Origin of the sequence: Vibrio sp. V19_P1S1T109 (assembly GCF_002241375.1) — a bacterium.
Classification (GTDB): Bacteria; Pseudomonadota; Gammaproteobacteria; order Enterobacterales; family Vibrionaceae; genus Vibrio; species Vibrio anguillarum.
In genome coordinates, this window is the sequence record NZ_NDIM01000089.1 from 20684 (window position 1) to 44580 (window position 23897).

Genomic DNA, 23897 nt, shown 5'->3' on the forward strand with positions numbered 1-23897 from the left:
CCGCTCTAGAGGGGTGCTTGCACCTAATTATGATACGTCAGACTGTTTCTCTGACATTGGAGGCTTCGTGAAGTTAACATACGAACTTAAAAAGAAAAACGGAAATGCTCGCCGTGGGCAATTAACCTTTGAACGTGGCACTGTGCAAACACCGGCATTCATGCCTGTAGGTACTTACGGCACAGTAAAGGGTATGACACCGGAAGAAGTAAAAGAGACGGGCGCAGAAATTTTGCTCGGTAATACTTTTCACCTGTGGCTGCGCCCTGGCCAAGAAGTGATGAAAATGCACGGTGACTTGCATGATTTTATGAACTGGCAAGGCCCGATCCTCACCGATTCAGGTGGTTTCCAAGTGTTTAGCTTGGGTGATATTCGCAAAATCACGGAAGAAGGGGTGCATTTTCGTAACCCAGTCAATGGTGACAAGATTTTCATGGACGCAGAAAAGTCGATGGAAATTCAAAAAGATCTGGGCTCTGACATTGTGATGATTTTCGATGAGTGTACGCCGTACCCTGCGACGCACGACGAAGCGAAAAAATCAATGGAGATGTCTTTACGTTGGGCGCAGCGTTCACGTGACCATTTCGACAAATTAGAGAACACCAACTCGCTATTTGGTATCGTGCAAGGCAGTGTTTACGAAGATTTGCGTGATGTTTCCGTGAAAGGCTTAACCGAGATCGGATTTGATGGCTACGCTGTTGGTGGCTTAGCGGTTGGTGAACCTAAAGAAGACATGCACCGTGTACTTGAGCACACCTGTCCACAATTGCCAGAAGACAAACCACGCTACCTGATGGGTGTCGGTAAACCTGAAGACTTAGTGGAAGGGGTACGTCGCGGTATCGATATGTTTGATTGTGTGATGCCAACGCGAAATGCACGTAATGGCCATCTATTTGTGACGGGTGGTGTGATCAAGATCCGTAATGCAGTACATAAAACCGATACAACTGCGCTGGATCCGCATTGTGACTGTTACACTTGCAAAAATTATTCGAAGTCGTATTTACACCATCTGGATCGTTGTAACGAAATTCTGGGTGCGCGTTTAAATACTATTCATAACTTACGTTATTACCAACGCCTGATGGCAAGCATTCGTTTAGCGATTGAAGAAGATCGCTTCGACGCGTTTGTTGAGGAGTTTTATGCTCGTCGCAATCGTGAAGTTCCACCAATGGGCCAATAACGGTTTTGCTGCGTTTTGCTTAATTTGTGAAGTGATAAACTTGAAATTAAGCCAACGCAGCCCAATTAGAATTACATTACACAACAATATTTTAGAGGACGTTTTCAATGAGTTTAATTTCTGTAGCACACGCAGCAGGTGAAGGTGCATCACAAGGTGGCGGTTATGAAATGCTGATCATGCTTGGTATGTTTGCGGTTATTTTCTACTTCATGATTTACCGCCCACAAGCCAAACGTGTTAAAGAGCATAAAAGTTTGATGGCCGCCATGACTAAAGGTGATGAAGTGTTAACCAGTGGCGGTTTAGTGGGTAAAATCACTAAAATCGCAGAAGACAGCGATTACATCTCTATCGAACTGAATGTGAACAATGAAATTGTGATCAAAAAAGATTTCATTACAGCGGTGCTACCAAAAGGTACGCTTAAGTCTTTATAACAGCTAAAGGATCCTTGCTGTGCTAAACCGTTATCCGTTATGGAAGTATTTGTTAGTGGTGTTCGCCATCACTCTCTCTGCTTTATATGCACTTCCAAATATTTACGGTGAAGATCCGGCAATTCAAATTACAGGGGCGCGTGGCGCCTCTGTTGATATGTCAACGCTGGATGCTGTCACCAAAGCTCTTGATAAAGAGAGCCTTTCTCATAAATCCATTGCTCTAGAGAATGGATCAATTCTTGTTCGATTTAACGATACCGATACTCAAATCAGTGCGCGTGATGTGGTGAGTGAAGCGTTAGGCAAAGATACAATTGTTGCACTTAACCTTGCTCCTTCAACGCCTTCTTGGTTGGAATCGATTGGCGCGGCACCGATGAAGCTTGGCCTTGATCTGCGTGGTGGTGTTCACTTCTTAATGGAAGTGGATATGGATGCCGCAATGGAAAAATTGATTGGTCAGCAAGAAGAAGCGTTTCGCAGCGAACTGCGTGATGACAAAATTCGCTACCGCGCTATTCGCTCAGTGGGCAACGACCGAGTGGAAGTCACTTTGCGTGACGATGAGCAATTAGAGCAAGCACAGCAAGCATTAACGTCGAAACATCCTGATATGACTTTTACTACGTCTAAGGCTGACGGTCGCTTTGCGCTGATTGCTCAATTTACTGAGCAGCGTTTGCAGGAAGTTCGAAATTACGCCGTTGAGCAGAACATCACGATTTTGCGTAACCGTGTTAACGAATTAGGGGTCGCTGAACCCTTAGTGCAGCGCCAAGGTGCCAGCCGCATTGTGGTTGAGTTACCGGGGGTTCAAGATACCGCTCGTGCTAAAGAGATTCTTGGCGCAACCGCGACTCTTGAGTTTCGTGAAGTTGATGACAAGGCTGATTTAGCCGCCGCGGCTTCTGGTCGTGCTCCTGCTGGGAGTGAAATCAAATCTGATCGTAATGGTCGCCCGGTTGTCTTGAAAAAACGCGTCATTCTAGGTGGTCAAAGTATCACGGATGCCAGCTCTAGCATGGATGAATATGGTCGCCCGCAAGTGAACATTTCGTTAGATAGCGAAGGCGGAAATAAGATGTCGGCGTTCTCTAAAAAGAACATTGGCAAGCTTATGGCAACGGTATTTGCAGAGTACAAAGACAGCGGCCGTCGGACACCTGATGGCAAAGTGATTCTGGATAAGCATGAAGAAGTGATCAACCAAGCAACGATTCAGTCGGCTCTTGGGCGTAACTTCCGTATCACGGGAATTGACTCTGCTGCAGAAGCTCAAAACCTTGCACTTTTACTGCGTGCAGGTGCGTTAATTGCGCCAATCTCTATTGTTGAAGAGCGTACCATTGGTCCATCAATGGGGCAGCAAAATATCGATATGGGCATTCAAGCCTGCATCTGGGGTATGGTTGCGGTGATGCTCTTTACGCTGCTTTACTACCGTGGTTTTGGCTTGATTGCCAATATTGCATTGATGGCGAACCTTGTGCTCATTATTGGTGTGATGTCGATGATCCCAGGGGCGACAATGACCTTGCCGGGTATTGCGGGCATCGTATTGACGGTTGGTATGGCCGTGGATGCTAACGTTCTGATCTTCGAGCGTATTCGTGAAGAGCTCCGTGATGGACGAAACCCACAACAAGCTATCCACCAAGGCTATGCTAACGCGTTCAGTACCATTGCTGATGCCAACATCACTACGTTGATTACGGCAATCATTCTATTTGCTGTGGGTACTGGAGCCATCAAAGGGTTTGCCGTCACACTTTCTATCGGTATTTTAACCTCAATGTTTACCGCTATTATCGGGACTCGCTGTATTGTGAACCTGTTATATGGTGGTAAACGCATTAAAAAATTGTCGATCTAAGGCTAGGAATTACTATGTTTCAGATTCTAAAAGCAGATAAAACGATCGACTTTATGCGTTGGTCTAAATTTGCGTTTTTATTCTCTCTTTTAATGATTGGTGCGTCTATTTTCACTTTATCAACCAAGTGGTTGAACTGGGGACTGGACTTCACCGGCGGTACTTTGATTGAAGTTGGGTTTGAACACCCAGCTAATCTTGAAGATATCCGCAGTGCTTTGGAAGCGAAAGGGTTTGGCGATGCGACGGTGCAGAATTTCGGTTCCGCGCGCGAAGTGATGGTTCGTCTTCGTCCACGTGCTGACATGGTTGGCGAGACGTTAGGCAATCAAATTCTTTCTGCTATTAAAGAGGGGACAGGAAAAAGTGTCGAGATGCGCCGTATTGAGTTCGTTGGCCCGAATGTGGGCGATGAATTAGCTGAAGCCGGAGGCTTAGCGATTTTGGCTTCGCTCATCTGTATTTTGCTTTATGTCTCTGTTCGTTTTGAATGGCGGCTCGCTGCGGGTGCGGTGATGTCACTTGCACACGATGTGATCATCACGCTTGGCATCTTCTCTATCATGCAAATTGAGGTTGATTTAACGATTGTTGCCGCTTTGCTGACCGTTGTCGGTTACTCGCTCAACGATACGATTGTGGTATTTGACCGTATCCGTGAAAACTTCCGTAAATTGCGTAAAGGTGATTCAGCCGAGATCATGAACAGCTCAATTACCCAAACCTTGAGCCGGACTTTGATTACATCGGGAACCACTTTGCTGGTGGTGATCGCACTCTTTGTGCAAGGTGGGGCGAACATACATGGTTTTGCCACCGCTTTACTGCTCGGTATCACCGTGGGTACTTATTCATCTATCTATGTTGCGTCAGCGTTGGCATTGAAATTAGGAATTACCCGTGAGCACCTACTTCCACCTCAAGTGGAAAAAGAGGGTGCGGAGTTCGACGAACTTCCTTAGCAGACTGAAAGTTTCTTAAATAGCCAAAGCCGCAGAATATTCTGCGGCTTTTTTCTAACCATCCCACCGCGGTCACTCTAAGGTAGCAAAGTATAAAACGAAACTAAAAAAGCCTCGTATATTGCTATACGAGGCTTGAATCAATTTTGACGGTGTTGATGGTATTTAGTGCAACCTATTTAAGAATAGCGCTGTTACCGTTATCACGAATGTGTTTCAGAATCGCTTTAACACCACGAGCACTTGAACCTACAATGTTGCCCGATTTCATGTATTCAGTACCGCCAGAGAAATCGGTAAGAATAACGCCTGCTTCACGAGCGATCAGCTCGCCAGCGGCTAAATTCCAAGGTCTTAAACCCAGTTCAAAGTAACCATCGACACGGTTTGAAGCTAGGTAACATAAATCAAGCGCAGGAGAACCAGTACGACGGAAATCAGCACATTCAACAAACAGTGCAGACATGATTTTCATGAAAGATTCGGCATGTTGCTTTTGTTTGTATGGGAAACCAGTAGCGAGAATAGTGCCTTGAAGATCTTTTAACTGTTTAACACGAAGGCGTGAGTTGTTTAATTGCGCACCAGCACCACGTTGAGCGGTAAACAGCTCATTGCGCATTGGGTCATAAACACAAGCAACTTCTGTTTTGCCTTTAATGCGAACCGCGATGGAAACGGCGAAGTGGGGTAAACCTTTGACGAAGTTTGTTGTGCCATCCAGTGGGTCGATGATCCATTGAACGTCCTTATCTTTACCGTCGATAAGCCCGTTTTCTTCAGCAACGATACTGTGTTCTGGGTAAGAACTTTTGATTGTATCGATGATCATAGTTTCTGCTTCTTTGTCTACGTTAGTAACAAAGTCATTAGTCCCTTTCTGAGTTGTTTCGATTTTCTCAGTATTTTCTAGTGATTTAGCAATATGGTTACCAGCTTTTCGCGCAGCGCGAATAGCAATGTTTAGCATTGGATGCATACAGTTTTCCCAACGGATGTTAAAGAACGAAAAAGCGGGCAGCAGTATAACAAAGTTTTATTAAAAAGGAAGTGGCTATTTTTTGCTCGGTTGTTCATGTGTAGCTAAAGGACCTGACCATTTTAGTCAGGTTTATGTTAGTATTCTGTCGTTTAAAATAGAGTGGCGTACAACGTAATGCTAGACAATGTAAAAATCATTTTAGTAGGGACATCTCATTCAGGAAATATTGGTTCTGCTGCCCGAGCGATGAAGGTCATGGGACTAAGTAAAATGATTTTGGTTTCGCCTCAATGCGAGGTAGACGCTCAAGCGATCGCTCTAGCTGCTGGAGCAAGCGACATTGCTTTAAATGCGGAGGTCGTGGATACGCTAGAGCAGGCTGTCGCAGATTGTGGCCTGGTGGTTGGGTCAAGTGCACGCTCACGAACTTTAGAATGGCCAATGCTTGAACCGCGTGAATGTGGGGAAAAATTGGCGCAAGAAGGGCAGCAATACCCGGTTGCTTTAGTGTTTGGCCGAGAAAAAACCGGGCTGACCAACGATGAACTGCAAAAATGCCATTTTCATGTATGCATTCCCGCTAATCCTGAATACAGTTCGTTAAACCTTGCTATGGCCGTACAAACATTGAGTTATGAGGTGCGTGTTGCCTATCTAAATAATGAAAAAAAGGGTTATCAAGCCCAGCCAGAAGAAGCGTATCCTCTGCATCACGAATTGGAAATGTTCTATCAGCATCTTGAAAAGGTAATGATACAGACACAGTTTATTTCAAAGGAACAGCCGGGACAGATCATGAATAAACTCCGTCGGCTATTTTCTCGTTCGCGTCCAGAGTCTCAAGAAATCAATATATTACGTGGTGTGTTGACCTCAATTGAGAAGCATCGCAGCAATTAATAATTATCCAGATTAATAATGGGGTTAAATACCTGACTAAATTAGTCAAATAAATACTTGACCTATTTAGTCAGGTATGGAAAAATTCCAACCACATAATCAATGTGGATACGGTGATATGAGACTTACATCTAAAGGAAGATATGCGGTTACAGCCATGTTAGATGTGGCTCTGCATTCGCAACAAACCCCAGTGCCACTGGCGGATATTTCCGAACGGCAAGGCATTTCGCTCTCTTACCTTGAGCAGCTGTTTTCTAAACTGCGTAAAGCGGGGCTAGTTGCTAGTGTGCGTGGTCCAGGTGGTGGATACCGCCTAGGTGCAGATGCCTGCTCAATTTCGATTGGTACTGTGATTGCCGCTGTTGATGAATCAGTTGATGCAACAAAATGTAATGGAAGAGCCGACTGCCAAGGTGGTACTCGCTGCTTAACACATACGTTATGGCGAGATCTTAGCTCTCGCATTAGTGACTTTCTGAACAACATTACTCTTGGCGAGTTAATGATTGATAATGAAGTACTAGAAATTTCTGACCGCCAAGGCTTGGGCCTGACGGTGAACCACGGGTTAACCAATAAAAATACCAATACCGTGATTATCGGCTCGGTGCCCGTAGGTCTTAATGCCCGCTCATAGCGGCAATGTTTACATTGGAGTAGAAAATGAAACTGCCTATTTATTTTGACTATTCAGCTACCTGTCCAGTTGACCCTCGCGTGGCTGAAAAGATGGTTCAGTACATGACGATGGATGGTGTTTTTGGTAATCCAGCATCGCGATCGCACCGTTATGGCTGGCAGGCAGAAGAAGCCGTAGACACTGCGCGTGAGCAAATTGCTGAACTGCTTAATGCTGATCCTCGCGAAATCGTATTCACGTCCGGTGCGACAGAGTCAGATAACCTCGCGATCAAAGGTGTGGCGCATTTCTATGCCAAGCAAGGTAAGCATATCATTACCTGTAAAACCGAGCATAAAGCGGTGCTTGATCCATGTCGTCAGCTTGAGCGTGAAGGTTATGAAGTGACCTATCTTGAGCCAGAATCGAATGGCTTGATTGATCTAAAAAAATTAGAAGCGGCAATGCGTGATGACACAATTTTGGTGTCGATCATGCACGTGAACAACGAAATTGGCGTAATTCAGGACATCATGGCGATCGGTGAGCTTTGCCGTGAACGCAAGATAATTTTCCACGTAGATGCAGCGCAATCTGCCGGTAAAATTCCCCTTGATGTACAAGAAATGAAAGTGGATCTTATCTCCCTTTCTGCGCATAAAGCGTATGGACCTAAAGGGATTGGCGCATTATATGTTCGCCGTAAACCTCGTATTCGCCTTGAAGCGCAAATGCACGGTGGCGGCCATGAACGTGGTTTCCGTTCAGGCACATTACCAACGCACCAAATCGTAGGTATGGGTGAAGCATTCCGTATTGCTAAGCAAGACATGCAAAAAGATTTTGACCACGCAAAAGCATTGCGTGATCGTCTACTCGCTGGTGTACAAGACATGGAAGCCGTGAGTGTGAATGGCGATTTAGATCAGCGTGTTCCGCACAACCTGAATATTAGTTTTGCCTTTGTTGAAGGCGAATCGCTACTGATGTCTTTGAAAGACTTAGCAGTATCATCAGGTAGTGCTTGTACGTCGGCCAGCTTAGAGCCGTCATATGTACTGCGCGCGCTTGGTTTGAACGATGAAATGGCGCACAGCTCAATTCGTTTCTCATTTGGCCGTTTTACGACCGAAGAGGAAGTGGACTACGCCGTTGAACAAATCCGCGTAGCCGTAAGCAAATTACGTGACATGTCTCCTCTATGGGATATGTATCAAGAGGGTGTGGATTTAAACACCGTTGAATGGGCACATCACTAGTCCTTTAAAAGGCACTGGTTTATTCCCAAGGAAATAGAGGATTAGAGGTAACTATCATGGCATACAGCGAAAAAGTAATTGATCACTATGAAAACCCACGTAATGTTGGCTCTTTTGATAAAGAAGATCCAACCATTGGTAGTGGTATGGTTGGCGCTCCAGCTTGTGGCGACGTAATGAAGCTACAAATTAAAGTGACGCCAGAAGGCATCATTGAAGATGCAAAATTTAAAACCTACGGTTGTGGTAGCGCGATTGCTTCGAGCTCACTGGTTACTGAATGGGTCAAAGGCAAGAGCATTGACGAAGCGGCAGCTATTAAGAACTCTGAAATCGCGGAAGAGCTAGAGCTTCCACCAGTGAAAGTTCACTGTTCGATTTTGGCGGAAGATGCGATCAAAGCTGCCGTTGCCGATTATAAAAAGAAACACCAACAATAATATTAAGGGAGTGAATGATGGTTCACTCCCATAAGTTCAAACTAAGAATCTAAGGTTGTAGTATGGCCATTACCTTAACTGAAACAGCAGCGCATCGCGTTCGAGCATTCCTAGATAACCGAGGCAAAGGCGTAGGTTTACGTCTTGGAGTGAAAACAACAGGCTGCTCGGGTATGGCTTACGTGCTTGAATTCGTTGATGACGTTAACGAAGAAGACGAAGTGTTTGAAGATCATGGTGTCAAAGTGATTATCGATTCGAAAAGCCTCGTCTACCTTGATGGCACACAGCTTGACTATGTCAAAGAAGGTCTAAACGAAGGTTTTGAGTTCAACAACCCGAATGCAAAAAGCGAATGTGGTTGTGGTGAAAGCTTCAACGTGTAACGGATTGGCTTTCGGCGTGACTAGGCTCACTTGAGCCTAGTGTCGAGCACTAGGAGCAATGTGTTAATGAACTATTTTGAATTATTTGGGCTACCAAGTCAGTTTGCACTGGATGGTAGCCTTCTTTCTTCTCAGTTTCGTGCGCTGCAAAAACGGTTTCATCCCGACAATTTTGCCACTGCGTCTGAGCGAGATCGCCTGCTTGCTGTGCAAAACGCCTCACAAATCAATGATGCTTATCAAACATTAAAATCGCCGATCAGTCGCGCAGAATACTTGTTGCTTGAACAAGGCATAGAGTTACGCGCAGAATACCAAACCATGCAAGATCCGCTGTTTTTAATGGAGCAGATGGAGCTGCGAGAAGAGCTTGAAGCCATCGCCTCACAGTCTGATGTTGAAAGTGCGTTATTCGATTTTGAAAACAGAGTCAGCAAGATGTATAAACAGCATCTTATCTTGGTTGAGCAACAACTTAACCATGCTCAATGGAGCCTTGCGGCTGATACGGTTCGCAAGCTTAAATTTATTGCCAAGCTCAAAAATGAAATAGAAAGAGTCGAAGAACAGTTACTCGGCTAGTTCGATAATAAGGACCAACCCATGGCATTACTTCAAATTGCAGAACCCGGTCAAAGCTCTGCGCCGCATCAGCATAAACTCGCAGCGGGTATCGACTTGGGGACAACCAACTCATTAGTCGCATCGGTTCGAAGCGGTAATGCGACGACGCTTGCTGATGAACAAGGACGCTCGATCCTCCCTTCGGTGGTCCACTATTCGGCTCAAGAGCGTTGCGTAGGCTTTGATGCCAGAGCACACGCGCAAGTTGATCCTGCCAATACCATCATTTCTGTGAAGCGTTTGATCGGCCGTTCACTGGCTGACATTCAGGCGCGTTATCCCACATTGCCTTATCGCTTCAAAGCCAGTGACAACGGTTTGCCTATTTTGCAAACGGCGCAAGGTGATAAGAACCCGATTCAAGTTTCCGCCGATATTCTTCAATCTCTTGCTCAGCGTGCCGAAGCGTCGTTAGGTGGTGAATTAGCGGGCGTGGTGATTACCGTACCTGCTTATTTTGATGATGCGCAACGCGTGGGCACCAAAGATGCCGCTCAACTTGCCGGCTTGCACGTACTGCGTTTACTCAATGAACCTACCGCTGCAGCGATTGCCTATGGCTTAGACTCAGCGCAAGAAGGTGTGATTGCGGTTTATGATTTAGGTGGCGGTACGTTTGATATCTCTATTTTACGTCTGTCGAAAGGCGTGTTTGAGGTACTCGCGACTGGTGGCGATTCCGCGCTCGGTGGTGATGATTTTGACCATTTGATTGCTGACCATTTTTTGAGCCAAATCGGCTTAGCTGAACCGCTCACTGCTGAGCAGCAACGAGCATTGCTTGATGCGGCCACCGAAGCGAAAATTGCCTTATCTGATACCGATAGTGTCGAGGTTTCTGTGCTGGGTTGGCAAGGGCGTTTTACTCGCGATGAGTTTAACCAACTCATCACGCCACTAGTAAAGAAAACCTTACTATCGTGTCGTCGAGCACTCAAAGATGCCGAGATTGCTGCAGATGAAGTGTTGGAAGTGGTGATGGTCGGCGGTTCAACTCGTACGCCACTGGTTCGAGATTTAGTCGGTGAGTTTTTTGGCCGCACACCACTAACTAGCATCAACCCTGATGAAGTTGTCGCGATTGGTGCAGCAATTCAAGCCGACATTTTGGTGGGTAATAAACCCGATTCAGAAATGCTCCTGCTGGACGTTATTCCTCTGTCGCTGGGTATTGAAACCATGGGTGGCTTAGTGGAAAAAATCATCCCACGTAACACCACCATTCCTGTTGCGAAAGCTCAAGAATTCACCACCTTCAAAGATGGTCAAACAGCCATGAGCATCCATACGGTGCAGGGCGAACGTGAGATGGTAGACGATTGCCGCTCATTGGCTCGTTTTTCACTAAAAGGTATTCCACCAATGACGGCGGGTGCCGCACATATCCGCGTAACTTATCAAGTTGATGCAGATGGCTTACTCTCCGTGACAGCGATGGAAAAAAGTACGGGGGTTCAGGCGGAAATTCAAGTTAAGCCCTCGTATGGACTGAGTGATAATGAAGTAGCAAATATGCTGCGAGATTCGATGACGTTTGCCAAACAAGATATGCAGACTCGCGCTCTGGCAGAGCAACGTGTAGAAGCCGATCGCGTTATCGAAGGTTTGATCTCTGCCTTACAGGCCGATGGTGATGAATTGTTATCTGAGTCAGAAAAGCAGATCCTTCTGAATGCAATAGAAGATTTAATTGTGCTGCGTAATGGTGATAGCGCCGATGCCATCGAGCAAGGAATTAAAGAGACAGACAAAGCCAGCCAAGATTTTGCTTCACGCCGTATGGATAAATCCATTCGCAGTGCACTTGCTGGTCAATCGGTAGATGATATTTAAAGAGAAAAATTATGCCTAAGATTATTGTGTTACCTCACCAAGAGCTTTGTCCTGAAGGTGCCGTTCTGGAAGCGCAAGCAGGAGAAACCGTACTGGATGTGGCGCTGAAAAATGGTATCGCTATTGAACATGCGTGTGAAAAATCCTGCGCATGCACGACTTGCCATATTATCGTTCGCGAAGGGTTTGACTCACTTGATGAGAGTGATGAGTTGGAAGATGACATGCTTGATAAAGCGTGGGGTCTTGAACCTGAATCTCGCCTTGGCTGCCAAGCTAGAGTCGCTAACGAAGATTTAGTGGTTGAAATTCCAAAGTACACACTCAATCTGGCTTCTGAAGATCATTAATCCTATTGAGCGTATTAACGCCCGTTCACTGTTTGTAAAAGGAAAGCAAAATGAAATGGACCGATTCTCGTGATATTGCGATCGAGCTTTGTGAGCAATACCCAGACGTAGATCCTAAAAATGTACGTTTTACGGATCTACACCAGTGGGTGATGGAACTGGAAGTGTTTGATGATGAGCCAAACCGTTCCAACGAAAAAATTCTCGAAGCGATTATTCTATGTTGGATGGAAGAGATCGACTAAGACTATTGCTAACATGATGGTTATTCAGTAAAACATCACAGAGTTAACAATTTTAACTAAAAAGAGCGGACCGAATGGTCCGTTTTTTTATCAAGTTGACATTTTGACCCTACAAAATGCTAACATCCCTTGGTTATTTAATCGTAATGGCACAGGTGAGGCCATATTCAGGCAAGGAGAAACCATGTCTACAAAGATGTCCGTATTTATCAGCCAACAAGCTGCCCAGCCTCAGTGGGGAGAAAAGGCGATTGTTTCGTTTTCAGAAAATGGTGCCACAATTCATGCTATTGAGAGTGAGCATGAACTCAGCGCGGTTCAGCGCGCGGCTCGTAAGCTTGATGGGCAAGCTATCAGAGCTATCAGCCTACAAGGTGACGGTTGGCACTTAGAAAATATTTGGGCTTTCTACCAAGGTTATCGTGAAGCGAAAAAACTCAACACACTAGAATGGCAACCGCTGAGTGAGTCAGATCAAGCCGAGTTAGAATATCGTATTAAAGCGACGGAATGGACGCGTGATATCATCAATAAAAGCGCTGAAGAAGTCGCGCCGCGTCAGTTAGCGACCATGGCGGCTGAGTTCATCAAATCGCTAGCCCCTGAGCATGTCAGCTACCGCATTGTCAAAGATAAAGATCTACTCACCGAAGGTTGGGAAGGTATTTATGCGGTTGGTCGCGGCTCCGAGCGTACGTCAGCCATGCTGCAACTCGATTACAATCCGACAGGAAAAGAAAGTGCTCCTGTTTTTGCTTGCTTAATTGGCAAAGGCATTACTTTTGATTCTGGTGGTTACAGTTTAAAAACGTCCAACTTTATGTCGGCGATGAAAGCAGATATGGGGGGCGCTGCAACGATCACCGGTGGTCTTGGTTTGGCTATCATGCGTGGTTTTAATAAACGTGTGAAACTCATTTTGTGTTGTGCAGAAAATATGGTTTCCGGACGCGCCTTGAAACTGGGTGATATCATCACTTATAAAAACGGCACCACAGTTGAAATAATGAACACCGATGCAGAAGGCCGCCTAGTGTTGGCCGATGGCTTGATTTATGCCAACGAGCAAAACCCACAGCTTATTATTGATTGCGCGACATTAACGGGTGCCGCCAAAAATGCACTCGGCAATGATTACCATGCACTACTCAGCTTTGATGAGAGCTTATCCCAGCAGGCATTGGTGGCAGCTCACCAAGAGAAAGAAGGCTTATGGCCTCTGCCTTTGGCTGAGTTTCATCGCTCTATGTTACCTTCAAGCTTTGCGGATCTCTCTAACATCAGCTCAGGTGATTATTCACCGGGAGCAAGTACCGCAGCGGCCTTCCTCTCTTACTTTGTTGAAGATTACAAAAAAGGGTGGCTGCACTTTGACTGCGCTGGTACTTACCGCAAATCAGCAAGCGATAAATGGGCCGCAGGTGCAACGGCAATGGGGGTGCGTACATTAGCACGCATTTTGACCGACCAAGGTCAATAATGAAAAACCGCTCAACTCTCTGTTTTGGGCGGTTCACTATAACTAAAAAAACAAAAGAAAAAGGATAACCTTATGGCTCTAGAAAGAACATTTTCTATCATTAAACCCGATGCGGTAGAACGTAACTTGATTGGTGAAATCTATCACCGTATCGAAAAATCAGGTTTGCGTATTATCGCTGCGAAAATGGTACATTTGAACGAAGAGCAAGCGAGCGGCTTTTATGCTGAGCATGAAGGCAAAGCGTTTTTTCCAGCACTAAAAGAATTTATGACCTCAGGGCCGATCATGGCTCAAGTGCTTGAAGGTGAAGATGCTATTGCTCGTTACCGCGAATTAATGGGTAAAACTAACCCAGAAGAAGCGGCATGTGGAACCATTCGTGCTGATTACGCATTAAGCATGCGCCATAACTCAGTTCATGGCAGTGATAGTCCTGAATCGGCGGCACGTGAAATCGCTTTTTTCTTCCCTGAATCAGAGATTTTCTCTCGTTAATCTTGGCGTTTTCTATCCCAAATTCTTTCGATTAAGGCCTCACGTTGTGAGGCTTTTTTATACTCGTATGATTGGGAACTGTAGAGTAAAAACAATCCGCCAAGCATTGAATGACTTAGTAATTGAAGGGTTGTACAACCCTTGTTGTTACTGCATAAAGGCTGTACAATTCGCGCCCTTATTTATTGTTTCCGTCGTTGAGAGGCCACATGACTATTGAAAAAGTCAATCTGCTTGATTTTGATTGCCAAGGTCTGCGTAAATTTTTTGCTGAAGAGCTCAGTGAAAAAGCGTTCCGCGCTGATCAGGTCATGAAGTGGATCTACCATTTTGGTTGTGATGACTTCGAACAAATGACCAATATCAACAAGAAACTGCGTGAGCAACTGCAACAACGCTGTGAAATTCGCGCGCCGATCGTTTCACAAGCACAACATTCGTCTGATGGTACGATTAAGTGGGCGATGCGTGTAGGAGATCAAGATGTTGAAACGGTTTACATCCCAGAGGAAGACCGAGCGACTTTGTGCGTCTCTTCCCAAGTTGGCTGTGCTCTGGAATGCAAATTCTGTTCAACGGCTCAGCAAGGTTTTAACCGTAACCTCAAAGTGTCTGAAATTATCGGGCAAGTTTGGCGCGCAGCGAGAGAAATTGGCCTTGAGAAAGAGACGGGTCGTCGTCCGATTACTAACGTAGTCATGATGGGGATGGGCGAGCCTTTGCTCAACATGAAAAACTTGATCCCAGCGTTAGAGATCATGCTGGATGATTTAGGTTTTGGCTTGTCAAAACGTCGTGTCACCGTGTCGACTTCGGGCGTGGTTTCTGGTCTTGATCAAATGACAGGGCAAATCGATGTTGCATTAGCGATTTCATTGCATGCACCCAATGACAAATTACGCAGCGAAATTATGCCGATCAATGATCGCTGGGATATTCAAGATTTCTTGGCCTCAGTGCGTCGTTATATCGCCACTTCAAATGCAAACCGTGGCAAGGTTACGGTGGAATATGTGTTGCTGGATCACGTCAATGACGATATGGACCACGCGCACGAATTGGCTAAGTTGATGAAAGGCACGCCGTGCAAAATTAACCTGATCCCATTTAACCCTTATCCCGGTTCACCTTATAAAAAACCGAGTAATTCACGTATTGACCGTTTTCAAAAAACACTGATGCAGTATGAACACACAGTGACGGTGCGTAAAACTCGTGGTGATGATATTGATGCCGCTTGTGGGCAGCTAGTAGGTGATGTGATTGATAGAACCAAACGGACCAAAATGAAACAAATGGGTGGCGATGTCATTCCTGTCAAATCGGTCTAAATCGGATGATAAAGCAAAGCCAGAGATTCCTCTGGCTTTGTGCATTTTTACCATTTGAAATAATTTTCCGCGATTTTGACGTCAATTTTATGAAAAATATTGACCTAGCTGTAATTTCTTTCCTAAAGCCATGTTGTTTAACGTCAAATATCCATTAGAATTGCTAACTGACGTAATGTTAAATTTGAACTGTCGCCTGCATCAATGAATGCAAATTTTTCACCGTGTTGGAATGCACCATTTTATTACTACGAACTAATAACAATAAAAGTGATGACGGTGCCATTCGAGCCATAACATAATGAGATGTACAAAACGGATGACTACTGAACAAGAACAGATTATTGCAGATGTAAAAACAGACACGGTGCAACCCGGTACTTTATTAAAGGCAAAGCGTGAAGCGTTGGGATTAACGCAAAAGCAAGTTGCCGATAGGTTGCGGTTACGTCTCTCTATCATTCAGAGTTTAGAAGAGAATAACTTCGCCTCGGACCAAGTGGCGACGTTTACTCGCGGTTATTTACGTTCCTATGCGAAGGCCGTCGGGATCAAAGAGTCAGTTATTTTAGCTTCCTTTGATGATTGCTATCCTACGGTTGTCGCTGAACAACCGATGCAAAGTTTTTCGAAGAAAACCAAGCGAGAGAAACACGATAGCCGTATTATGACGCTGACATGGGGTATTTTTGCCATCATTATTGGTATTTCCTCATTATGGTGGTGGCAAAACCAAGAACAAGAGAATGTTGTGGTTGAGAGTTCACCATCAATCACGTCGACATCGGTTGAACGTTTGCGAGATGAGGATTTCACGACCGTTCCTGAATTAGTACCTACGGTTGACGAATCTCAAGTAGAAGTAGAAGCAGAAGCGGTGGATGCCCCTGTAGAAATCAACACTCAGGCTGCAGAACTTATCCCTTCACCTGAAGATGATACAGCCGAAGCCGACCTGAGTGCGAGCGACGATCCTGTATTGGATAAGACGCCACCGCAGGATGCAACTAATCCATACGCTCCTCTAACACTCACATTCAGCGCAGATTGTTGGATTCAGGTGAAAGATGCAGCAGGTAAAACCCTTTCCACTGGGATTAAAAAATCAGGGCAAACCGTAACCTTGCAAGGTGAAGCTCCGTTTCAAATCATTCTTGGCGCGCCTGAAAGCGTTTCAATGACATTTGCAAGTGAACCTGTAGACCTTTCTGGGTATACTTCCGGTAAAGTCGCTCGATTCACCTTACCTTAGAAAATACTATGCAACACGAATCTCCAATTAAGCGTCGTTCATCGACGCGTATTTATGTCGGTAATGTGCCCATCGGTGATGGTGCTCCTATTGCTGTTCAATCTATGACCAACACGCGCACTACCGATGTTGCGGCAACGGTCGCTCAAATTAAAGCGTTAGAAAAAGTCGGGGCTGATATTGTACGGGTTTCTGTACCGACAATGGACGCGGCAGAAGCGTTCAAGTTGATCAAGCAGCAAGTATCCATCCCGCTGGTGGCTGACATCCATTTTGATTACCGCATTGCGTTGAAAGTCGCCGAATATGGCGTTGATTGCTTGCGTATCAACCCTGGTAACATTGGCAACGAAGAACGTATTCGCGCCGTGGTCGATTGCGCACGTGACAAGAACATACCCATTCGGATTGGCGTGAATGGTGGGTCGCTCGAAAAAGAGATCCAAATGAAATATGGTGAGCCAACACCGGCCGCTTTAGTCGAGTCAGCGATGCGTCATGTCGATATTCTTGAAAGACTCAACTTTGATCAATTCAAAGTCAGCGTTAAAGCATCGGATGTTTTTCTCGCCGTTGATTCCTACCGTTTACTGGCTAAACAGATTGCCCAACCTCTGCATCTTGGTATTACGGAAGCAGGAGGCGCAAGAGCCGGTGCAGTTAAATCGGCAGTGGGCTTAGGTATGCTGCTTGCCGAAGGCATCGGTGATACGCTGCGTATTTCACTGGCTGCGGATCCGATCGAAGAGATCAAAGTCGGCTTTGATATTCTTAAATCGCTGCGTATTCGCTCGCGAGGCATTAACTTCATCGCTTGTCCAAGCTGTTCACGTCAAGAGTTTGATGTGATCGCCACAGTCAATGCGTTAGAGCAACGTTTGGAAGATATTTTGACACCTATGGATGTCTCGATCATCGGTTGCGTGGTTAATGGCCCAGGTGAAGCTGAAGCTTCTCATCTTGGTTTGGCTGGCAGCAACAAGAAAAGTGCATTCTACGAAGACGGCGTCCGCCAGAAAGAGCGTTTTGATAACGATGATCTGGTCAGCCAACTCGAAGCGAAAATTCGCGCCAAGGCCTCTATTCTCGATGAGAAGAACCGAATCAACGTGACTCAAATCGAACAAAATTAATCTCAACGACCTTACGGTAAGTATTGTGGCAAAAACAATTCAAGCAATTCGAGGCATGAACGACTGCCTCCCAACTCAGTCTCCACTTTGGCAAAAAGTGGAAGGCACAGTGAAAAACGTGATTAGTGCATATGGCTACAATGAAGTACGTATGCCTATCGTTGAGATGACACATCTATTTAGCCGTGCGATCGGTGAAGTGACCGATGTGGTTGAAAAAGAGATGTATTCTTTTGAAGATCGCAATGGTGACAGTTTATCGCTTCGTCCAGAGGGTACCGCAGGCTGTGTCCGTTCTGGTATCGAAAATGGTTTGCTCTACAACCAAGAGCAACGTTTATGGTACATGGGGCCGATGTTCCGTCATGAACGTCCGCAAAAAGGGCGCTATCGTCAATTCCACCAATGTGGGGTTGAAGTGTTTGGCCTGGATGGTCCTGATGTTGATGCCGAGCTGATTATGATGACCGCGCGTTTGTGGCGTGAATTGGGCATCGACAAACATGTTCGTTTGGAACTGAACTCAATTGGTTCTCTTGAAGCGCGTGCCAATTACCGCACCGCTTTGATTGACTATTTAGAGCAGCATCAAGAGGTGTTGGATGAAGATGCCAAACGTCGTATGTACACCAACCCACTGCGTGTACTCGATACTAAAAATCCAGATATTCAAGCGATTTTAGGTGACGCACCCAAATTGTCTGAGTATCTAGATGAAGAATCCAAGCAACATTTTGCAGGCTTATGTGAACTTCTTACTGCTGCGGGTATCGAATATCAAGTTAACGAGCGCTTGGTGCGCGGCCTAGACTACTACAACCGCACCGTATTTGAGTGGATCACTGAAAGCTTAGGTGCTCAGGGTACGGTTTGTGGCGGTGGACGTTATGATGGCTTGGTAGAACAACTGGGTGGCAAAGCGACACCGGCAGTGGGTTTTGCCATGGGGTTAGAGCGCTTAGTGCTGATGATGGAAACACTGGAACTGACCGACGTGCGTCGCAGTGTCGATGTGTACATGGTCAGTGCGGGTGAAGGCACTATGATGGCAGCAATGAAACTTGCTGAGCAGTTGCGTGAACAGGTTCCGGGGCTGCGTGTTATGAACCATTTTGGTGGTGGTAACTTCAAAAAACAATTTAAACGTGCTGATAAAGTGGGCGCTGCGGTGGCTTTGGTATTAGGCGAAGATGAAGTCGCAGAAAGCACAGTAGTTCTCAAAGATCTTATCGGTGGTGAACAAATTACGATTTCTCAAACTGAAGTCGCGAGCAAACTGACGCATCTTGTGTAAGCAAGCGCATTTGAGACATCTATTAAAGAGGACAGGAAGTGGAACTCTACGATACTGAAGAACAACAAGTTGAAGCGATAAAAGATTGGTGGAAAGAGAACGGTAAAGCCGTGATCTTTGGTGCTGTAATTGGCCTTGGTGGCTTGTTTGGTTGGCGTTACTACCAAGATAGCGTTGTTGCTGCGCAAGAAGCCGCTTCTGAAAGTTATAGCAAAGCGGTAACTCAATTAGCCGCAAAAGGCGCAGAAGCTGAAATGGTTGTTCAGAGCTTTATTGATAGCAATAAAGGCACAGAATATGCCGTCTTAGCCGCACTACAACTTGCAAAAGTTCAAGTAGAAGCGGGTCAAATTGATGAAGCTTTAGCGCAGCTTGAATGGGCAAAAGCAAACACCAAAGATGATGCTATTCTACCGTTAGTGACCTATCGCGTGGCCCGTATTAAAGCGGAACAAGGCCAGTTTGATGCCGCCTTAGCTGATCTTACGACCATCACAGAGAAAGGGTGGGCGGGACGCATTGCGGAACTGCGTGGTGATATCTCATTGCGTAAAGGCGACACGGACGCGGCTTATGCGGCATACACGGAAGCACAACAAGCTGACGATGCAAGCCAAACGCTACAGATGAAACTGGACGATCTTGCCAAATAAGGGCACAAGTTGATGAAAAAGTTGTTCAACAAAGTGCTCGTTTCTGCCGTTGTGCTTGGAGCACTTGCAGGGTGTGCCAGTGAAGAAGACACCATTATCATGGCTCCTGTGCCAATGGTAACCAGTGAATTTACGCCTACAACTCAGTGGAGCACATCGATTGGTGATGGCGTAGGGCATTACTTCTCAAAGTTATCTCCAGAATACGCTTACGACAAAGTATTTATTGCTAGCCGTGATGGTTTGGTAAAAGCCTTGAACCCTAAAACGGGTAAAGAGCTGTGGAAAACCGATCTTGAACAAGATGGCACCATGCGTTTATCCGGCGGTATAGCGGCGGCCTATAGCCAAATTTACATTGGTAGTGAAAACGGTTTAGTCACTGCGCTTAATGAAGCTACGGGCGAGCTTGTATGGCAAGTTAAAGTCGACGGTGAAGTGCTAGCAGCTCCGGCTGCAGATGCGAACATGATCATTGTTAATACCAGTCGTGGCACTTTGGTGAGTTTAGACCAAGCGACGGGTGAGCAAAAATGGACCATCAGTACTGAAGTTCCTAATTTAACGTTGAGAGGCGACAGCAAACCTGTTGCGGTATCGGGCGGTGTTTTTTGGGGAACCTCAGGTGGCCGTCTTGCTGCCGCTATCGTTGAGCGTGGTCAGTTGATTTGGCAACAACCGATTGGCATGCCTAAAGGTGCCACTGAAATTGACCGCCTAGTCGATGTTGATGCCTCACCTATTGTGATTGGCGGCATGCTGTATGCGGTTGGTTTTAATGGCCAGTTGATCGCCATTGATCTGCGTTCGGGCAAACCAGCTTGGAAGCGGAATTACTCTTCAGCAACAGACATGGCTAGCGATGGTGGCCGATTATTTGTGGTGACCGACAAAGATCATGTGGTGGCTGTGGATACAAGAAGCGGTACCGAACTTTGGAGCAACAAACAGCTTGAACATCGTTTGTTAACTGCACCAGCGATTATCAATGGTTACCTTGTGCTAGGTGACAGTGAAGGGTATCTACATTGGATTGATCGTAGCAGTGGCGAATTCGTTGCCCAACAATTGGTTGATAAGAGTGGTTTTGCGGTGAGTCCTCTCGCTGTCGACGATGGCTATGTCAGCATCACCCGTAATGGCAATGTAAAGAAACTGACGATTAAAAAATAAATCGTGATATAATTCACATTCGGCTCCTGGCTGGTAACAGTTAGGGGCCGTTTTATTGAATAAATAGATGTGGTTATAGGTAAAAATTTAATGCTTGCTAGCAAGTGTTTACCTATAACTACATAAGAGAAAATATTGTAGAGGTTAGTATGGTTCCTGTTGTTGCTCTTGTTGGGCGTCCCAATGTCGGTAAATCTACGTTGTTTAACCGATTAACTCGCACTCGCGATGCGTTGGTGGCGGATTTCCCCGGTTTAACGCGTGACCGTAAATATGGCCAAGCTAAATTGGGTGAGCACGACTTCATTGTTATCGATACCGGCGGTATTGATGGTAGTGAAGAGGGTGTAGAAACGAAAATGGCTCAACAGTCATTGGCCGCGATTGATGAAGCTGATGTTGTGCTATTTATGGTTGATGGTCGCGCTGGTTTAACGGCGGCTGATGAAGTGATCGCCCAACATCTGCGTAAGATTGAAAAGCGCGCTATTTTAGTCGTGAATAAAGTGGATGGCATTGACGCTGATGCTGCAAGTGCTGAGTTTTGGCAATTGGGCGTCGATCAAATGTACCAAATTGCTGCAGCTCATGGCCGTGGTGTTGGGATCCTTATCGACCGAGCTTTGAATCCACTTGCTGAAGAAATGCTCGAGCAGGCTGAAGGCGAAATCGAAGATCTAACCGACTTTGAAGATGCCGAAGAAGAAAAGTTAGATTACACCGAAGAAGAAGCCGAAGCTGAATACAAACGTCTGCAAGATCAGCCGATAAAACTGGCGATCATTGGCCGTCCGAATGTCGGTAAATCGACACTCACCAACCGCATTCTCGGTGAAGAGCGTGTTGTGGTTTACGACATGCCCGGAACGACGCGAGACTCCATCTACATCCCGATGATGCGTGATGAGCGCGAGTATGTATTGATTGATACTGCTGGCGTGCGTCGTCGTACTCGCATTAACGAAACGGTTGAGAAATTCTCGGTCGTCAAAACCTTAAAAGCCGTTGAAGATGCAAACGTTGTTCTGTTAGTCATTGACGCTCGTGAGAATATCTCAGATCAAGATCTTAGCCTGCTAGGTTTTGCACTAAACGCCGGACGTTCGATAGTGCTTGCAGTCAATAAGTGGGATGGGCTCGATAACGACGTCAAAGAACGTGTCAAGAAAGAGCTCGATCGCCGTTTAGGCTTTGTCGATTTTGCTCGTATCCACTTTATCTCTGCATTGCATGGTACAGGTGTTGGTCATCTATTTGAATCGGTTCAAGAAGCGTATAAATCGGCGACAACACGTGTTGGTACATCGGTATTGACTCGCATTCTTAAAATGGCAACCGATGATCACCAACCGCCTATGGTTCGTAGCCGCCGCGTAAAACTTAAATACGCTCACGCAGGTGGTTATAACCCGCCGATTATCGTTGTACACGGTAACTTGGTGAATGAGCTGCCAGATTCTTACAAACGTTATTTGATGAATTATTACCGTAAGTCTTTAGAAATCATGGGTACGCCTATTCGTATCCAGTTCCAAAGCAGTGATAACCCATTTGAAGGAAAAGTGAATAAGCTGACCTTATCTCAAGAGCGTAAACGTAAACGCTTAATGACGATGATGAAAGGACGCAGCAAGTAGCCTTCCTCATAACTGAAATACCCAAGTTTAGACTTGGGTATTTTGGTTCATCCGGAAAATCGATACTTCGCCTCATGACTGGCTTTGATTTTTAACTCAAAAAATTCCCAATCACGATACCCATAGGCGACTTTGTTCAGCGTCTTTATTCGGTTGTTCACACCCTCTACTCGACCACTACTCATCCTTTTATCATAAAATGCCAATATCCCATCCTTATGCTTCCTCAGGGTCTTAGTAAACTTCTCTAGCATCACAATGCCTGAGTGGTTCGCTTCATCTATCCAGCTTTCTAGCCATCTCTCACCCTCTATCTTTGATGGCTGCGACCACAGCATTCTTAACTTCTCTTTTAAATAATAAACCACCGCTAAGGGCTGATTGGCTGCGAGTGCTCGCTCCAATCTCGCTTGGCCTTGCTCATCTAACCTATCGGGATTACTTACCAATAACCAACGAGTATTCTTAAGGTATTGAGCGTCATTTTTGTTACTCATCGAATTTTGTAGTTCACGCCTGAACTCTGTCAGCTTTTCATTAAAACGCTTCACCACGTGGAAACGGTCAATGACCAACTTCGCCTTCGGAGCGTGCTGTTTTACCGAAGAGATGTATGCCTGTCCCATATCGGTGGCGACGGCTTCAATCGGCTTTTTACAACGCAGTTTCCGCTTCCAAAAACCGTCAAGGCTTTCGGCCTTCTTTCCTTTCTCTGTATAAATGACGGCACTTGTCTTCATATCAATCACAACCGTCATGAAGCCACTTTTTGAGCCACAGTAAATCTCATCAATTCCAATGTGAGTGACGTTTTTAAGACAAGGTTGAGAGTATCGCTTTTGCAGGTAATGCTTCTGAATCTCTTTCACTGTATCCCAACAGACACCACATAGCTTGGCAATAGCATTGATGGTGACGTTCAATGCTGACAGCGAGAGAACATACTGTTCAAAGCCCTTTGTGTAACGCACCTTGGGACGAGGAACAAAGTTAAGCGGCAAATACCCGAGTGTATTACAAGCTCGGCATTCAATCCGCTGGTTTACTATCTGGATGTAACAGGGGCTAGTGCCGATTGGCGTAGCGATGAAACGGCGAACCTTACCTCCTTTTTTTTATGACATCACGACTACGACATGATGGACATTTAATATGAGGATTGTGTGCTACGTGAAAGATGGTCGCGTCACCATCAAACTCTGTAGAGCAATAATGGAAAGGGCCGCGTATTCCAAAGCGATGGTAAAGAAGTGAAGTTGACATTAACTGGCTATTTTTGGCGATATGGTATCAGAAAAGTCATTCAGGTATCGATTTTCCGGATGAACC

Annotated in this window: 23 protein-coding genes and 1 pseudogene; 22 read left to right on the forward strand and 2 right to left on the reverse strand. The window is 45.7% G+C overall.

Annotated elements, in window-relative coordinates:
• The first annotated feature begins 67 nt into the window (after positions 1 to 67).
• The 4 genes from tgt to secF all read left to right on the forward strand — a co-directional run bounded on the left by tgt (position 68) and on the right by secF (position 4476).
• Entirely contained in the window at positions 68 to 1198 is a 1131-nt protein-coding gene (gene tgt / locus B9J87_RS04120; RefSeq protein ID WP_026027700.1) for a tRNA guanosine(34) transglycosylase Tgt, read from the forward strand.
• A 107-nt stretch (positions 1199 to 1305) separates the two neighbouring features.
• Positions 1306 to 1638, forward strand: a complete 333-nt coding sequence (gene yajC / locus B9J87_RS04125) for a preprotein translocase subunit YajC (protein WP_013857505.1) — start codon at positions 1306 to 1308, stop codon at positions 1636 to 1638.
• A gap of 19 nt (positions 1639 to 1657) precedes the next feature.
• Positions 1658 to 3514, forward strand: a complete 1857-nt coding sequence (secD, locus tag B9J87_RS04130; RefSeq protein WP_017044259.1) for a protein translocase subunit SecD — start codon at positions 1658 to 1660, stop codon at positions 3512 to 3514.
• Between the two features lie 14 nt (positions 3515 to 3528).
• Entirely contained in the window at positions 3529 to 4476 is a 948-nt protein-coding gene (gene secF, locus B9J87_RS04135; protein WP_013857503.1) for a protein translocase subunit SecF, read from the forward strand.
• 175 nt (positions 4477 to 4651) lie between these two features.
• On the opposite strand, the gene suhB is transcribed toward secF, so the two are convergent.
• Complete coding sequence (gene suhB / locus B9J87_RS04140; protein WP_013857502.1) at positions 4652 to 5455, reverse strand: inositol-1-monophosphatase; 804 nt, start codon at positions 5453 to 5455, stop codon at positions 4652 to 4654.
• A gap of 177 nt (positions 5456 to 5632) precedes the next feature.
• Here suhB and trmJ point away from each other — a divergent pair, with 177 nt between their 5' ends.
• The 18 genes from trmJ to der all read left to right on the forward strand — a co-directional run bounded on the left by trmJ (position 5633) and on the right by der (position 22568).
• The gene (gene trmJ, locus B9J87_RS04145; RefSeq protein ID WP_094149435.1) at positions 5633 to 6358 is read left to right on the forward strand and encodes a tRNA (cytosine(32)/uridine(32)-2'-O)-methyltransferase TrmJ; all 726 of its coding nucleotides are present in this window, start codon (positions 5633 to 5635) and stop codon (positions 6356 to 6358) included.
• 118 nt (positions 6359 to 6476) lie between these two features.
• The gene (gene iscR, locus B9J87_RS04150) at positions 6477 to 6998 is read left to right on the forward strand and encodes a Fe-S cluster assembly transcriptional regulator IscR (RefSeq protein ID WP_026027698.1); all 522 of its coding nucleotides are present in this window, start codon (positions 6477 to 6479) and stop codon (positions 6996 to 6998) included.
• Positions 6999 to 7024: 26 nt separating this feature from the next.
• Positions 7025 to 8239: an IscS subfamily cysteine desulfurase gene (locus B9J87_RS04155; RefSeq protein WP_013857499.1), complete on the forward strand. Its 1215-nt coding sequence runs from the start codon at positions 7025 to 7027 to the stop codon at positions 8237 to 8239.
• Positions 8240 to 8295: 56 nt separating this feature from the next.
• The gene (gene iscU, locus B9J87_RS04160) at positions 8296 to 8679 is read left to right on the forward strand and encodes a Fe-S cluster assembly scaffold IscU (RefSeq protein WP_010320409.1); all 384 of its coding nucleotides are present in this window, start codon (positions 8296 to 8298) and stop codon (positions 8677 to 8679) included.
• Between the two features lie 62 nt (positions 8680 to 8741).
• The gene (iscA, locus tag B9J87_RS04165) at positions 8742 to 9065 is read left to right on the forward strand and encodes an iron-sulfur cluster assembly protein IscA (protein WP_010320408.1); all 324 of its coding nucleotides are present in this window, start codon (positions 8742 to 8744) and stop codon (positions 9063 to 9065) included.
• A gap of 66 nt (positions 9066 to 9131) precedes the next feature.
• A complete protein-coding gene (gene hscB / locus B9J87_RS04170; RefSeq protein WP_094149437.1) occupies positions 9132 to 9647 on the forward strand; it encodes a co-chaperone HscB in 516 nt (171 codons plus the stop codon).
• Positions 9648 to 9668: 21 nt separating this feature from the next.
• Positions 9669 to 11522: a Fe-S protein assembly chaperone HscA gene (gene hscA, locus B9J87_RS04175; RefSeq protein WP_094149439.1), complete on the forward strand. Its 1854-nt coding sequence runs from the start codon at positions 9669 to 9671 to the stop codon at positions 11520 to 11522.
• Positions 11523 to 11533: 11 nt separating this feature from the next.
• Entirely contained in the window at positions 11534 to 11872 is a 339-nt protein-coding gene (fdx, locus tag B9J87_RS04180) for an ISC system 2Fe-2S type ferredoxin (RefSeq protein ID WP_010320405.1), read from the forward strand.
• A 50-nt stretch (positions 11873 to 11922) separates the two neighbouring features.
• The gene (gene iscX, locus B9J87_RS04185; protein ID WP_094149441.1) at positions 11923 to 12117 is read left to right on the forward strand and encodes a Fe-S cluster assembly protein IscX; all 195 of its coding nucleotides are present in this window, start codon (positions 11923 to 11925) and stop codon (positions 12115 to 12117) included.
• 184 nt (positions 12118 to 12301) lie between these two features.
• Complete coding sequence (gene pepB / locus B9J87_RS04190; protein WP_094149443.1) at positions 12302 to 13597, forward strand: aminopeptidase PepB; 1296 nt, start codon at positions 12302 to 12304, stop codon at positions 13595 to 13597.
• Positions 13598 to 13669: 72 nt separating this feature from the next.
• On the forward strand, positions 13670 to 14095 hold the full coding sequence (ndk, locus tag B9J87_RS04195; RefSeq protein ID WP_013857494.1) for a nucleoside-diphosphate kinase: 426 nt from the start codon (positions 13670 to 13672) through the stop codon (positions 14093 to 14095).
• Between the two features lie 209 nt (positions 14096 to 14304).
• The gene (locus B9J87_RS04200) at positions 14305 to 15426 is read left to right on the forward strand and encodes a bifunctional tRNA (adenosine(37)-C2)-methyltransferase TrmG/ribosomal RNA large subunit methyltransferase RlmN (RefSeq protein ID WP_094149445.1); all 1122 of its coding nucleotides are present in this window, start codon (positions 14305 to 14307) and stop codon (positions 15424 to 15426) included.
• Between the two features lie 301 nt (positions 15427 to 15727).
• A complete protein-coding gene (gene rodZ, locus B9J87_RS04205; protein ID WP_094149447.1) occupies positions 15728 to 16678 on the forward strand; it encodes a cytoskeleton protein RodZ in 951 nt (316 codons plus the stop codon).
• 8 nt (positions 16679 to 16686) lie between these two features.
• The gene (gene ispG / locus B9J87_RS04210) at positions 16687 to 17811 is read left to right on the forward strand and encodes a flavodoxin-dependent (E)-4-hydroxy-3-methylbut-2-enyl-diphosphate synthase (protein ID WP_010320399.1); all 1125 of its coding nucleotides are present in this window, start codon (positions 16687 to 16689) and stop codon (positions 17809 to 17811) included.
• A gap of 25 nt (positions 17812 to 17836) precedes the next feature.
• Positions 17837 to 19105 (forward strand): histidine--tRNA ligase, encoded by a 1269-nt coding sequence (hisS, locus tag B9J87_RS04215; RefSeq protein WP_017044251.1) that lies wholly within the window; start codon positions 17837 to 17839, stop codon positions 19103 to 19105.
• A 38-nt stretch (positions 19106 to 19143) separates the two neighbouring features.
• Positions 19144 to 19758: a YfgM family protein gene (locus B9J87_RS04220; protein WP_094149449.1), complete on the forward strand. Its 615-nt coding sequence runs from the start codon at positions 19144 to 19146 to the stop codon at positions 19756 to 19758.
• A gap of 12 nt (positions 19759 to 19770) precedes the next feature.
• Positions 19771 to 20931 carry an outer membrane protein assembly factor BamB gene (gene bamB, locus B9J87_RS04225; RefSeq protein WP_094149451.1) on the forward strand — a complete coding sequence of 387 codons (1161 nt, stop codon included), beginning with the start codon at positions 19771 to 19773 and terminating at the stop codon, positions 20929 to 20931.
• A 149-nt stretch (positions 20932 to 21080) separates the two neighbouring features.
• Positions 21081 to 22568 (forward strand): ribosome biogenesis GTPase Der, encoded by a 1488-nt coding sequence (der, locus tag B9J87_RS04230; RefSeq protein WP_026028098.1) that lies wholly within the window; start codon positions 21081 to 21083, stop codon positions 22566 to 22568.
• A gap of 47 nt (positions 22569 to 22615) precedes the next feature.
• On the opposite strand, the pseudogene B9J87_RS04235 reads toward der, so the two are convergent.
• Positions 22616 to 23659 (reverse strand): annotated as a pseudogene (locus B9J87_RS04235) (ISL3 family transposase); the annotation flags it as partial.
• Between the last annotated feature and the right edge of the window lie 238 nt (positions 23660 to 23897).